The organism is Telmatospirillum sp. J64-1 (genome assembly GCF_006980715.1).
Lineage (GTDB): Bacteria > Pseudomonadota > Alphaproteobacteria > Rhodospirillales > Magnetospirillaceae > Oleiliquidispirillum > Oleiliquidispirillum nitrogeniifigens.
Window position 1 is genome coordinate 47342 of the sequence record NZ_SBHN01000003.1, and the last position, 12775, is coordinate 60116.

At 66.4% G+C, this 12775-nt stretch carries 10 protein-coding genes; 7 read left to right on the forward strand and 3 right to left on the reverse strand.

Annotated elements, in window-relative coordinates; genetic code table 11:
• Positions 1-20: 20 nt before the first annotated feature.
• Entirely contained in the window at positions 21-1292 is a 1272-nt protein-coding gene (locus EPD66_RS03920; protein WP_142847179.1) for a TRAP transporter large permease, read from the forward strand.
• 31 nt (positions 1293-1323) lie between these two features.
• Positions 1324-2313 carry a TRAP transporter substrate-binding protein gene (locus EPD66_RS03925; protein WP_255448369.1) on the forward strand — a complete coding sequence of 330 codons (990 nt, stop codon included), beginning with the start codon at positions 1324-1326 and terminating at the stop codon, positions 2311-2313.
• Between the two features lie 110 nt (positions 2314-2423).
• On the opposite strand, the gene EPD66_RS03930 is transcribed toward EPD66_RS03925, so the two are convergent.
• The 3 genes from EPD66_RS03930 to EPD66_RS03940 form a co-directional block, all read right to left on the reverse strand.
• Complete coding sequence (locus EPD66_RS03930; protein ID WP_142847181.1) at positions 2424-4658, reverse strand: xanthine dehydrogenase family protein molybdopterin-binding subunit; 2235 nt, start codon at positions 4656-4658, stop codon at positions 2424-2426.
• 14 nt (positions 4659-4672) lie between these two features.
• Entirely contained in the window at positions 4673-5119 is a 447-nt protein-coding gene (locus EPD66_RS03935; protein WP_142847182.1) for a (2Fe-2S)-binding protein, read from the reverse strand.
• Positions 5120-5302: 183 nt separating this feature from the next.
• Complete coding sequence (locus EPD66_RS03940; RefSeq protein WP_142847183.1) at positions 5303-6181, reverse strand: LysR family transcriptional regulator; 879 nt, start codon at positions 6179-6181, stop codon at positions 5303-5305.
• A 112-nt stretch (positions 6182-6293) separates the two neighbouring features.
• On the opposite strand from EPD66_RS03940, the gene EPD66_RS03945 reads away from it, so the two are divergent.
• From EPD66_RS03945 to EPD66_RS03965, 5 genes are all read left to right on the forward strand, one after another.
• Positions 6294-6719: a VOC family protein gene (locus EPD66_RS03945; protein WP_142847184.1), complete on the forward strand. Its 426-nt coding sequence runs from the start codon at positions 6294-6296 to the stop codon at positions 6717-6719.
• A 198-nt stretch (positions 6720-6917) separates the two neighbouring features.
• Positions 6918-9929, forward strand: a complete 3012-nt coding sequence (locus EPD66_RS03950) for a molybdopterin cofactor-binding domain-containing protein (protein WP_142847185.1) — start codon at positions 6918-6920, stop codon at positions 9927-9929.
• Positions 9926-10753 (forward strand): xanthine dehydrogenase family protein subunit M, encoded by an 828-nt coding sequence (locus tag EPD66_RS03955; protein WP_142847186.1) that lies wholly within the window; start codon positions 9926-9928, stop codon positions 10751-10753. Before EPD66_RS03950 ends, EPD66_RS03955 begins: the two co-directional genes overlap by 4 nt.
• On the forward strand, positions 10741-11244 hold the full coding sequence (locus EPD66_RS03960; RefSeq protein ID WP_142847187.1) for a (2Fe-2S)-binding protein: 504 nt from the start codon (positions 10741-10743) through the stop codon (positions 11242-11244). Before EPD66_RS03955 ends, EPD66_RS03960 begins: the two co-directional genes overlap by 13 nt.
• Positions 11237-12772: an AMP-binding protein gene (locus tag EPD66_RS03965; RefSeq protein ID WP_142847188.1), complete on the forward strand. Its 1536-nt coding sequence runs from the start codon at positions 11237-11239 to the stop codon at positions 12770-12772. The genes EPD66_RS03960 and EPD66_RS03965 overlap by 8 nt, the downstream gene beginning before the upstream one ends.
• Positions 12773-12775 lie beyond the last annotated feature (3 nt).

A 12775-nucleotide genomic window follows, 5' to 3' on the forward strand; every position in this document is an offset into this window, starting at 1 on the left:
CTCTTGGCAAGGATCATTTCGTGATAGTCGCAGCCCTTACGCTTCTCCTCAGTCTCGGCCTCGGCGTTCCCGTAGCCTTCGCGATCGGCTTCTCGGCCGTCGGCTATTTCCTCGCCTCCGGGGCCAACCTCCTGGTCCTACCGCAGCAGGTTGCCGGCCAGTTGAGCGGCCTGCCGCTGATCGCCATTCCCTTCTTCATCCTGACCGGGGAATTGATGAACAGCGGCGGCATCACGCGGCGCATTTTCGCTTTCGCCCTGGCCGTCGTCGGACGCATTCCCGGCAGCCTGGGCCACGCCAACGTGATCGCCAGCATGGTCTTCTCCGGCATGTCCGGCGCTGCCGTCGCGGATGTCGCGAGTCTCGGCAAGGTCGAGCTCAAGGCGATGCGCGAGAACAATTATCCCGACGACCTGAGCGTGGGGGTAACGGTCACCTCCTCGACGATCGGCCCGATCATTCCCCCCAGCATCAACATGGTGATCTTCGGCAGCATCGCCGGCACGCCGATCGGACTGCTGTTCCTTGGCGGGATGCTGCCGGGTATCCTTTGCGGCATCCTGCTGATGGCGACCTTCGCCTTCCTCCTGCCGCGCCGGGCCACGCAGCCGCTTCCGGTCGAGCGCGTGCCCCTGTGGCAGGCACTGAAGGCGGCGAGTTGGGCCCTGCTGACCCCGATCGTCCTGCTGGGCGCCCTGTTCGGCGGCATCGCGACCCCGACCGAAGCCTCGGTCCTCGCCGCCCTCTACGCGACGGCGGTTGCCAGCCTCGTCTATCGCGAACTCACGCTCGAGAAATTCATCGAAGCCCTGGTCACCACCGCCGTCATGTCGGGCGCGGTCCTTCTGATCATCGGCTTCGCAGCACCGCTCGGATATGTGGTCGCACGCGAGCAGCTGGCCCATCAGCTGGCATCCACCTTCATCTCCACCTTCTCCGACGGAATGCTGCTGCTGATTGCCGTCGCCATCCTGCTCATAATCATCGGCACCTTCCTGGAAGTGGTTGCCGCGCTGATCCTGCTGACGCCCGTCCTGGCGCCGGCTCTCGCGACGGCAGGGATCGATCCCGTCTTCATCGGGGTCTTCATGGTCTACGGCCTGGGCATCGGCCTCGTCACCCCGCCCGTCGGTATCTGCCTCTATGTCGGCAGCCAGATTTCGGGACAGCCGCTTGAGAAAGTGGTGATAGCGATCCTGCCCTTCCTCGTCCCGCTGATCTTCGTTCTGTTCCTGATGATCTTCATGCCCGGGCTCATCACCTGGCTGCCGTCACTCGTCTATGGCGGCTGACCCCATACAAAGGAGAGCGACTTTGACCACCATGTTCCGCGGCATTCGCCGAACCATCGCCGTCGCCGGCTTGCTGGGGCTTCCCCTGATGGGAATGACGCCGGCTTCGGCCCAGGAAATCGAGCTGCGCTTCGGTCACAACATCGCCGTCGGCACGCCGACCGACCTTGGCGCGAAACGTTTCGCCGAACTGGTCGAGGAAAGGTCGGGCGGCACCATCCGCGTGCTCACTTATCCCGGCGGACAGCTCGGGAACGAGCAGCAGATGATCGAGGGCCTGCAGATCGGCACCCTGGACATGGCCGCCATCGCCGGCGCCACCTATGGCAATGTCATTCCCGAGGCCAATATCCTCGGTCTCCTCTACGCCTTCCGCGACACCGAGCACATGCAGAAGTCCATGCGGGGCGAACCTGGCCGGATGATCGCCGATGCCCTGCGCGAAAGGCTGAACATCCATATGATCGAGGGAGCCTGGTATTACGGCACCCGGCACCTCACCTCCAACCGTCCCGTCGAAACTCCGGACGACATGGCGGGGATGAAGCTGCGCATCGTGCCGGTACCGATCTTCGAGGCTGGCTGGAGAGCCGTGGGCGCGACCCCGACCCCGGTCGACTTCAAGGAACTCTTCACCGCGCTCCAGACCAATACCGTGGATGCGCAGGAGAATCCCTTGCCGATCATCGATTCGGTGGGCGTCCCCCTGGTGAACAAGTATCTGACCCTGACCGGCCATGTGGTGGCGAACGAAATCCTCGCCATGAGCGACGACACCTATAATCGCCTGACGCCCGAGCAGCGGGAGATCCTGGTGCAAGCCGCGAGGGACGCCGGCGAATATCGCGATCAACTGACCATTGAAAGCGAAGAAGCGCTGCTGAAGAAATTCGAGGACAGCGGGATGACCATCATCACCCCGGACAAGGAGGCCTTCCGCGCCAAGGTCGCCGATGTGCCCAATACCTTCCAGCGCGGCCAGTTGGCCGACATCTATGCCAAGATCCAAGCCGTCGAATAAGTCCGCATCGAAAGGCCCCCATGGCAGGCGAAGCTGCCATGGGGGATCAAGGATAACGGCACCATCACCTCAACCGGGCGGCTTCCTGCGGAGGCCGCCCGGTCTGTTTGTCAGATGTCCGTCGCGGAGAACTGCATCTTCGACAAGGGCAGGCTGCGGACGCGCTGGCCGGTCAGGACCGAGACCGCGTTGGCGACTGCCGGGGGGACGCCGGGCAGGCCCGGTTCGCCGATGCCGCCCATGGGCGCCCCGCTTTCGATGATGCGCACATGCACGCGCGGCATGCGATCCGGCGGCAGGATGGGATAACCGTCGAAATTGCGCGCCTGCGGAGCGCCGTCGACATAGACCACCTCTTCCAGCAGCGCCGAGGACAGGCCGAGTGCCACGGCGGAATTCACCTGGGCCTCGATGATCGCGGGGTTGACGATGCTGCCCGGATCGATCGCCACCCAGACGTCATGCACGACGACTTCGCCCTGCCGCAAGGAGACTTCGGCAATGGTCGCCACCTCGCTGCCGAAAGGCGAGGCCATGGCCACGCCGCGCGCCCGCCGGCTGCCGTCTTCCGCCGTGAACGGCCCCCGCTTCCAGCCGCCGGAGAGTTCCCCCACCGCTTCGAGCAATGCCTTCTGGCGCGGATGATCGGCCAGCAGACGCAGGCGCAGCTCGTAGGGGTCCTGCTGCCCGGCATCGGCCATTTCGTCGAAGAAGGTCTCGTAGAAGAAGTCGTTCATCGAATGCCCGACCGAGCGCCAGAAGCCGATGATGGCCGGACTCTCCACCGGGACATGGGCGATGCTGCGGTTCGGGATGGCGTAGAGCTTGCCCGAAATCCCTTCCACCACCGAAGGATCGGCGGCATCGGGCTTGCGGCCGAACCACCGGCCGATCGGGCCCTCGCCCACCGCCTCGGCCTCCAGCGCCACCGGCAGGCCCTCGGCATCGAGTCCGGCACGGAAGCGGGCAAGGCTGAGGGGACGCAGCGCGTCGCGCAGGAATTCCTCCTCGCGGCTCCAGATCACCTTCACCGGACGCCCGACGGCCTTGGCAAGCTGGATCGCCTGCGGGAAGGGGCTGGCGCCCTCGTACAGGAAGTGCCGTCCGAAGAAGCCGCCCAGCATGGGGGAATGCAGGATCACCTTCTCGGGTTCGATGCCCGCAGCCTTGGCCGCGACCTGCTGGAACATTTCCGGGGCCTGGTTGGGCAGCCACAATTCCAGCGTACCGTCCTCGTTCCAGCGCGCCAGGGCCGAGGGCGGCTCCAGCTGTCCATGGGCCAGGAAGGGCGCGTCATAGGTGGCCTCGATCACGCGCGCCGCGCCCTGCATCGCCGCCGCGCTGTCGCCTTCGCTTTCCGCCGCGACCCCCGGCCCGGAGGCCGCGGCCAGCGTGGCACGGAAACCGTCGGAGGAGAAATCGGCGGGCATGGCGAAACGGGCACCGGCAGCCGGTTCGGTCCATTCGACCTGCAGCGTCTCGACCGCCCGCCGCGCCTGCCACCAGCGATCCGCGACCACGGCGACGGCACCGGGCAGGCGATGGATCGAATGCACCCCCTTCATGGCCTTGACCTCGGCCTCGTTGGCGATGGCGCCCGGTTCCGCGCCGAAGCGCGGGGCGTGCTGAACAGCGGCCTGCAACATCCCCTCGACCGTCAGGTCGATGGCATAGACGGCCTTGCCCGTCGATTTCTCGAGCACGTCCAGCCGGGCCACCGGCTTCTTGATCCAGCGGAAGTCCGATTCCGCCTTCAGCGGCACATCTTCCGGCACCGGCAAAGCGGCCGCTTCGGCAGCCAGTTCGCCATATTCGATCGAGCGGCCCGAAGCGGCGTGGACCACCTTTCCGGGTTCGGTGGTCAGTTCCGACACCGGCACGCCGAGACGGCCGGCGGCGGCCTGCAGCAGCATCTGGCGGGCGGCGGCGCCCAGCCCGCGCATCGTCGTATAGCTCGACCGGACGGAGAAGCTGCCCCCCGTCAGGCGCCTGCCACCGACCACCATGTAATCGGAACCCGGCTCGGCGCATTCGACGACGAAGCGGCTGGGATCGGCGTCCAGTTCCTCGCCGACGATCTGCGCCATGGCGGTGAAGATGCCCTGCCCCCCTTCGATGAAGGGGCTTTTCAGCAGCACGGTCCCGTCGGGACGGATTTCAAGGAAGGCCGGCACGCGGGTGCCCGGCTTCGCCTCGGCCACGGCGCCCTGGGCACGGGCGGTGCCGCCGGGCAGCAGGACCCCCAGCACCAGCGCGCCCAGCGAGGCGCCGAGAAAGCCGCGGCGGGTCAGGTTGATCGGCCAGCGATGAGAGAGCGGGAAATGCTCGAGGGCGGCGAGATTCATGATGTCTTCCTCCCTCAGCCCTGGGCCACATCGCGCACAGCGGCGGCGATGGCGTTGTAGGTGCCGCAGCGGCAGAGATTGACCATCGAGGCCGCAATATCCTCCTCGCTCGGCTGCGGGTTCTCCTTCAGCAGGGCGGTCGCCGCCATCACCTGGCCGGATTGGCAATAGCCGCATTGCGGCACCTGATGCTCGACCCAGGCCTCGACCACGCGGCGCCCGACCGGGTCCTCGTTGATGGCCTCGATGGTGGTGATGGGCAGGCCCGCCACGCTGCCGACGGGGGTGACGCAGGAACGGGTGGGCTGGCCGTCCACCAGCACGGTGCAGGCGCCACACTGGGCCAGGCCGCAGCCGTATTTCGTGCCGGTCATTCCAAGGTCGTCACGGATCACCCAAAGCAGCGGCGTGTCTTCTTCCGCGTCCACCTGGTGGGTCGTGCCATTGATGATCAATTCCATGGGTTTTTATCCTCGGATTCGTTCATTCGCAGGGCACAGCACGCAAAGGAGGGAGGCATGATCCGAGCAGGCGTGCTGGCCCAGGATTGGATATTAATATACGCACAAACTCATGAAAGGGAGAGATGAATTCCGAGTCACGCGGCAGGACATAGCTCTTGGAGGAGGAAGCCGCTCCAAAAGTCATGCAAGGTCAGGCTTGGTCCTTTCCGCCAGGCAACGGCGGAACAGCTGATGCAAGGGCGACTGCCGGGAACCGTAGCGGGTGACCAGTACAAGCTCGCGATGGAAGGTCGCCTCGCCCAAGGGAATCACCCGGATGGCGGGCTCGTGCTCCAGCCACAATCCGGCGCGCGGGATCAGCGAGACGCCCAAGCCGCTCTCGACCATCTTGACGATGGCGTCCAGCTCATCCAGCTCCAGCACCTGCCGGACCTCCAGCCGTTTCCGGCGCAGGAACTGGCTGACGAGGCGGCCGCCGAACGAACTGCGGTCATAGCGCACGAAGGGCTGTTCCGCGAGCAGGGCCAAGGGGTCGTCGCCTTGCGTGCCCAGGGGCGCGACCAGCACGAAAGGCTCCTTCTGGATCAATTCGGCATGCAATTCCTTCGGCAACGCGAAAGGCGGGCGGATCATGATCGCCAGGTCGATCTCACCGGCATCGACCTGCGCCAGCAGATTGAGCGAAACCCCGGGTACCAGCTTGGACTCGATGCCCGGCGCCTGCTGGTGCAGCCGCAGGAGAATGGGCGGCAGCAGCCCCGTCTGCGCCGTGCTGATCGCCCCGATCCTCAACTCGCCCTTGTATTCCTCCAGGCTTTCCGGCGTTCCCATCAAGGCGAAGATCTCGAGGATCTGTTCGGCCATGGGAACGGCCCTCAGCCCGGCGGCATTGAGGATCGCCGAACGCCCGGTTCGATCGAAAAGACGAAGGCCCAGCGCTTCTTCCAGATTTCTGATCTGGGCGCTGACGGCCGACTGCGTCAGGCCGATCTTCTGGCCTGCGGCGGCGAAGGAGCCCTGCTTGGCGATGGTGACAAAGGTCCGGAGCTCGCGAATCATCGGCGCCTATTGATAAAAATTTTTTGATCTCGGCACAAAACATATGCGCTTTTTCTGATGCCGCCAATGCACCAAACTATGTGTACCTATCACGCAAAGCAGGATCAGCGCCGTGAGCCTTTCACCCTTTCATCTCGCCATTCCCGTCTACGATCTGCCTGCCGCCCGCCATTTCTATGGCGAAGTGTTCGGCCTTCCCGAAGGCCGGTCCAGCGACCATTGGGTGGACTTCGATTTCTACGGCCACCAATTGGTGATCCACGAGCATCCCAAGACCCAGAGCCAGGAAGCGGCGCATACCAACGCCGTCGACGGCCATGACGTCCCCGTCCCGCATTTCGGCATCGTGCTGAGCTGGGAGGAATGGGAAGCGCTGGCCGAACGCCTGCGCGCCCGTGGGACCAAATTCGTGATCGAACCCTATGTGCGCTTCAAGGGCCAGGTCGGGGAACAGGCCACCATGTTCCTCTTCGACCCCTGCGGTAACGCCCTGGAATTCAAGGCGTTCAAGGACATGAGCCAGCTTTTCGCGAAATAAGCCCTGTCCCCATGGTGCCGCCCCGCCAAGCGGCGGCACCCTTTTGCCACGACGCCCCTTGCGGATTCCGCCTCGAACAATCAAAAGCAAAAATCATCAGTCCGCAAAAAATGAGACTGTAGGGTAAAACCCGACACTCCCTGGTAACAGCGTTCAGAGCGCCATCGGCTAGCCTTCCGGTAATCGGGAGGAAACCTAATGACGGCGCTCAAGTCCGCAGCAACGACTCCACAGGCGGAATCCGCCGCCGGCCCGCTGGTCGGCCGGCCGATCCCGCGCCTTGAAGATACCGCGATCCTGACCGGGGCCGCGCGCTACGCCGACGACCTGCCGGTGAAGCCCGGCACCCTGCATGCCGCCATCCTGCGCTCGCCCCATGCCCATGCCGAGGTTCTGGGGATCGACGTCGGTGCCGCCCTGACCATGCCCGGCGTCGCCGCCATCGTTACCGGGGAAGAGGCCAAGCGCTTCGCCAGTCCTTTCCTGGTGGGCGTCAAGGCCCCCATGGAACATTGGTGCCTCGCCATCGACCGGGTGCGCTATGTCGGCGAGCCGGTGGCCGTGGTGCTGGCCGAGAACCGCTACCTGGCCGAGGACGCCCTGGACCGCATCGAGGTCCGCTACCGCCCGCTGCCCCCGGTGACCAGCATCGAGCAAGCCCTCGACCCGGCCTCGGAACTCCTGCATCCGGCGGTGGGCTCCAACATCGCCAACACGCGCAATTTCCTTTATGGCGACCCCGATTCCCAGTTCGAGACGGCGCCGCACCGCCTGTCGCTGACCGTCCATTATCCGCGCAATTCCTGCACGCCCATGGAATGCTTCGTGGTGCAGGCCGAATACGATCCGGCGGAAGGCGGCTACGAGGTTCTTTCCAACTTCTCGGGCCCCTTTGCGGTCCATCCGGTGATGGCGCGCGCCTTGAACGTGTCGGGCGCGAAGCTGCGGCTGAAATCGCCGCCCCATTCGGGCGGCAGCTTCGGCAACAAGCAGGCCGTTTTCCCCTATATCGTCCTGATGGGCCTCTGCGCCCGTGTCTCCGGCAGGCCGGTGAAATGGGTTGAGGACCGGCTGGAGCATCTGATGGCCGCGACCTCGGCGACCGGGCGGCGCATGGACCTGGAAGCCGCCGTGGATGCGGACGGCAAGGTGCTGGCCCTGCGCATGCAGCAGACCGAGGATTGCGGCGCCTATGTGCGCGCCCCCGAACCAGCCTCCCTCTACCGCAATCACGGCAATCTGACCGGCGCCTACGACATCCGCCATCTGGCGGTGGTCAACCGCATCGCGCTGACCAACAAGACGCCGAGCGGCTTGAACCGGGGCTTCGGCGGCGGGCAGCTCTATTTCGGGCTGGAGCGGCTGATGCACCACATCGCCGTGACGCTGAATCTCGACCCGCTGGACGTCATCCGCCGCAACCTGGTTCCGGCCTCGGCCATGCCCTATGCCACGGCCTCGGGCGGGCAGCTCGATTCGGGCGATTATCCGGCGACCGTCGAAGAGGCGATCGAACGCGGCGGCCTGGCCGAATTGAAGGCCCGCCGCGACAAGGCCCGTGCCGAGGGACGGCTTTACGGCATCGGCTATGCCGCCATCGTCGAGCCCTCCATTTCCAACATGGGCTACATCACCACCGTCCTGACCGCCGAGGAACGGCGCAAGGCCGGGCCGAAGAACGGCGCCCAGGCGGCCGCCACCGTTGCGGTCGATCCGACCGGCGGCGTGTCGGTTTCCGTGGCCTCGGTGCCGCAGGGACAGGGCCACCGGACGGTGCTGGCGCAGGTCATCGCCGATGTCTTCGGGCTGAGGCTCGAGGATATCCGCGTCGTCACCGATTTCGACACGGCCAAGGATGCCTGGTCCATCGCCGCCGGCAATTATTCCAGCCGCTTCGCCGGAGCGGTGGCCGGTACCGCCCATATCGCCGCCATGCGGCTGCGCGATCGGCTGGCCCGGCTGGCGGCGGGGCAGCTGAACGTGCGGCCCGAGGATGTGCGGTTCGAGAACGGCAAGGTCTTTGCCGCCAGCAATCCCGAGAACACCCTCTCCTTCTCCCGCCTGGCCGCCGCCGGACATTGGGCGCCGGGTACCTTGCCGGAAGGCCAGGAAGCGGCCTTGCGGGAAACCGCCTTCTGGACCCCCGACCCGCTGAAGGCCCCGACCGACGCCGACCACATCAACAGTTCCGCCTGCTACGGCTTCATCTTCGACTTCTGCGGCGTGGAAGTGGACCGCGTCACCGGGCAGGTGCGCATCGACCACTACGTCACCATGCATGACGCGGGACGCCTGCTGAACCCGCTGATGGTCGAGGGGCAGGTGATGGGCGGCTTCGCCCAGGCGGTCGGCGTCGCGCTCTACGAGGAATATGCCTATGGCGAGGATGGCGGCTTCCTGTCGGGCAGCTTCGCCGATTACCTGGTCCCGACCTCGATGGAGGTGCCGGTCCCGGTGATCCTGCACCGGGAAAGCCCTTCCCCGGTCACGCCGCTGGGCGCCAAGGGCGCGGGCGAAGGCAACAACATGAGCACCCCGGTCTGCATCGCCAATGCCGTGGCCGATGCCCTGGGGATCGACACGGTGACGCTGCCCCTGACGCCGTCGAAGATTGCGGCCCTCATCGACGGCGAGGAACCGCCGCGTCCGGTCGTAGCCGGTGCCCCGCCCGCCCCCGAGCCCGTCAAGACCGCCGGTGGCCGCGGCCTGTCCGGCGAGGGCAGCCGCACGGTCCCCGCCACCCCGGAAGAGGTCTGGGCGATCCTGCTCGATCCCAAGGAACTGGCCGCCCTGCTGCCCGGCTGCGAGGCGCTGGATCTGGTGGGCCCCAACAGCTACCGCGCCGAAGTGGTGGTGGGAATCGGCCCGGTGCGCGGACGCTACACGGCGGAAGTGGCCCTGTCCGACCTCGACCCGCCCAATTCGCTGACCCTTGCCGGCAGCGGGTCCAGCGCGCTGGGCACCGGGCGCGGCACCGGCCATGTCACGCTGGAACGGACGGCAGAGGGAACCACCGTCCGCTATCGCTACACCGCCGAAGTGGGCGGCAAGGTCGCCGCCGTCGGGGGACGCATGCTCGACAGTGCCTCGCGCCTGCTGATCGGCCAGTTCTTCGACAAGCTGATCGCCCGTGCCGGCGGTCCCGCCGCACCGGCGGAAAAGCCCTCTCTGCTGAAGCGCCTTCTGCGCCTGCTGGGATTAGCCCGATGAAGCCCGCTCCCTTCGACTACCTCCGCCCCGCAAGCCTGTCCGAAGCCCTGGCCGCCCTGGCTTCCGGCGGGGACGAGGCGCGCATCCTGGCTGGCGGGCAATCGCTGATGCCGATGCTGAACATGCGCCTGGTGCAGCCGCGCCTGCTGATCGACCTGTCCCTGCTGGATGAATTGCGGAGTCTGGAAGCCCGTGACGGCTGGCTGACGGTGGGCGCGGCGGTCACGCAAGCCGAATTGATGGCGCGCCCGACCCTGGCGGAGGAGGTGCCGCTGCTGGCTGCCGCCCTGCCCTGGATCGGGCATTTCCAGACCCGCAACCGAGGCACCGTCTGCGGCTCCATCGCCCATGCCGATCCCAGCGCCGAGCTTCCGCTCTGCCTGGTCGCGCTGGGCGGCGAGGTAATGCTGCGTTCCGCCCGTAAGCGCCGCAGCCTGCCCGCCGCCGCATTCTTCCTGGGGCCGTTGACCACGGCGAAGGAAGCCGACGAGATCATCGAGGCCGTGCGCTTCCCGCTGCGCAAAGCCGAAACCGGCCATGCCTTCCGCGAAGTCGCCATGCGGCACGGCGATTTCGCCATCACCGCCTGCGCCGCCATCGCCGACAGGAACGGCCTGAGGCTGGCCGTCGGCGGCGTCGCCGACCGGCCCATCGCCCGCGACTGGCCGCTGCTGGCCGGTGCGGAACTGGACGAAGCCCTGAATGCCTTCGCCTGGGATCTCGGCGGAGACGACGACCAGCACGCCACCGCCCGCTACCGCCGTTCCCTTGTCCGCCGTATCGGCCGCACCGCAATCGAGGAGGCTCTCGCATGCAGGCCCTGACCGCCGAAACCCGGCATCCCGTCACGATCATCCTGAATGGCCAGCGCCGCAGCGGATACGCCCATCCCCGCATGCTGCTCAGCGATTTCCTGCGCCATGAGCTGGGCGCCCACGGCACCCGCGTCGGCTGCGAGCACGGCGTCTGCGGCGCCTGCACCATCCGCATCGACGGCGTGGCCCAGCGCGCCTGCCTGACGCTTGCCGTGCAAGCCGACAACCGGCGCGTGGACACGGTGGAAGGGCTTGCCAAGGAAGGGCGGATGACCGCGCTGCAAGAAGCCTTCAACCGCCATCACGCCCTGCAATGCGGCTTCTGCACCGCAGGCATCCTGATGTCCTTGTCCGATTACCTTGAACGAGTGCCGAAGCCGTCCGAGGCCGAGCTGCGCGACATGCTGAGCGGACATCTGTGCCGCTGCACCGGCTATGCCGGGATCGTGCGCGCGGTCATGGACGTAACCGGCCAATTGAGGGAGACCCCGCATGTTTGATCTCGGCCGCAGCTTCCTGGCCAGCGTGGAGCGCAGCCCCGATGCCCTTGCCCTCGTCGATGGGCCGGTGCGATTCACTTATCGGCAATGGTCGGAAAAGGTCCGGCGTCTGGTCGGTGCCTTCGATGCCCTGGGCCTCAAGCCCGGCGACACCGTTGCGGCCGCCTTGCAGAACAATTGGGAAATGGCCACCACCCATTGGGCCTGCCAGCTCGCCGGGCTGACCATGGCGCCCTTCAACTGGCGCATCAAGGCGGAAGAGCTGGATTACTGCCTGCCCGATTCCAGCGCCACCATCGTGCTGTTCCAGGACGTTTCGGCCGAGGCCGTGGCCGGGTCCCCGGCGGCACAGAAACTGCCGCGGATCGCGGTGCGCGGCGCTGCCGGAGGCAGCCTCGATTTCGACGCCCTGCTCGAGAATGCGCCGGCAGCGGCCGAGACCCGCGCCACGGCCGAGACGCAGTCGCTGCTGCTCTACACCTCGGGCACGACGGGCAAGCCCAAGGGCGTGCCGCGCCGCCACCGTGCCGAACGCGCCGCTGCGGTCGCCCATGTGGCGCAGAATTGCTACGCCCATGGCGAGCGGACGCTGGGGGTCATGCCGCTCTATCACACCATGGGCGTGCGCTCGCTGCTGTCCATGGCCTTGATCGACGGCCTGTTCGTCTGCCAGCCGCGCTTCGACACCACCACCGCCCTTGAACTGATCGAGCAGGAAAAGCTGACCTGCCTCTATCTGGTGCCAACGCTCTATCACGACCTGCTGGCCAATCCCCGCTTCCCCCGGACCGATATCAGCTCGGTCCGCAAGCTGGGCTTTGCCGGTGCGCCGATGACCGACGGGCTGCTGCAGAAGCTGGCCGCCGCCTTCCGCCCGCAGCTTTTCGTCAACCATTACGGCTCGTCGGAAATCTACACCTTCTCCATCAACCAGAATGCCCCGGCCAAGCCGGGCTCGGCGGGGAAAGCGGCGCTGAACCAGCGCATCCGCGTAGTGAAGCTGGGCTCCACCAATCCCGAGGAGACCGCCGCTCCCTTCGAGGAAGGCCAGATCATCGCCGACCTCGCCGGGGACGAGGCCTTCGAGGGCTATCTGAACCGGCCCGACGCCAATGCCAAGGCGCTGCATGCCGGATGGTACTTCACCGGCGACACCGGCTATTTCGACGAGGACGGCGACCTCTTCGTCTCCGGCCGCGTGGATGACATGATCATCACCGGCGGCGAGAACGTCTCGCCGGTCGAGATTGAAAGCGTGCTGTCCCTGCACGAGGCCGTCCTGGAAGTGGCCGTGGTCGGCCTGCCGGACGAGCGCTGGGGACAAAAGGTCGCTGCCTTCATCAAGCGCAGCGCCGCCGTCACGCCCGCCGAGCTGGATGCCCATTGCCGCGCCTCCGGCCTCGCCAATTTCAAGCGTCCCCGCGAATACGTCTTCCTGGACGACATCCCGAAATCACCGGTCGGCAAGATCCTACGCCGCAAGCTCCAAGCCGGCGAATACCAACCCGAACGGCAAGATGCCATCTGAAAG

What these genes read in the sequence shown, in the direction of transcription:
- EPD66_RS03965 (WP_142847188.1), top strand. Translation starts at nt 11,237, where the DNA reads ATGTTTGATCTCGGCCGCAGCTTCCTGGCCAGCGTGGAGCGCAGCCCC.
- EPD66_RS03940 (WP_142847183.1), bottom strand. Translation starts at nt 6,181, where the DNA reads ATGATTCGCGAGCTCCGGACCTTTGTCACCATCGCCAAGCAGGGCTCC.
- EPD66_RS03930 (WP_142847181.1), bottom strand. Translation starts at nt 4,658, where the DNA reads ATGAATCTCGCCGCCCTCGAGCATTTCCCGCTCTCTCATCGCTGGCCG.
- EPD66_RS03955 (WP_142847186.1), top strand. Translation starts at nt 9,926, where the DNA reads ATGAAGCCCGCTCCCTTCGACTACCTCCGCCCCGCAAGCCTGTCCGAA.
- EPD66_RS03935 (WP_142847182.1), bottom strand. Translation starts at nt 5,119, where the DNA reads ATGGAATTGATCATCAATGGCACGACCCACCAGGTGGACGCGGAAGAA.
- EPD66_RS03925 (WP_255448369.1), top strand. Translation starts at nt 1,324, where the DNA reads ATGTTCCGCGGCATTCGCCGAACCATCGCCGTCGCCGGCTTGCTGGGG.
- EPD66_RS03950 (WP_142847185.1), top strand. Translation starts at nt 6,918, where the DNA reads ATGACGGCGCTCAAGTCCGCAGCAACGACTCCACAGGCGGAATCCGCC.
- EPD66_RS03960 (WP_142847187.1), top strand. Translation starts at nt 10,741, where the DNA reads ATGCAGGCCCTGACCGCCGAAACCCGGCATCCCGTCACGATCATCCTG.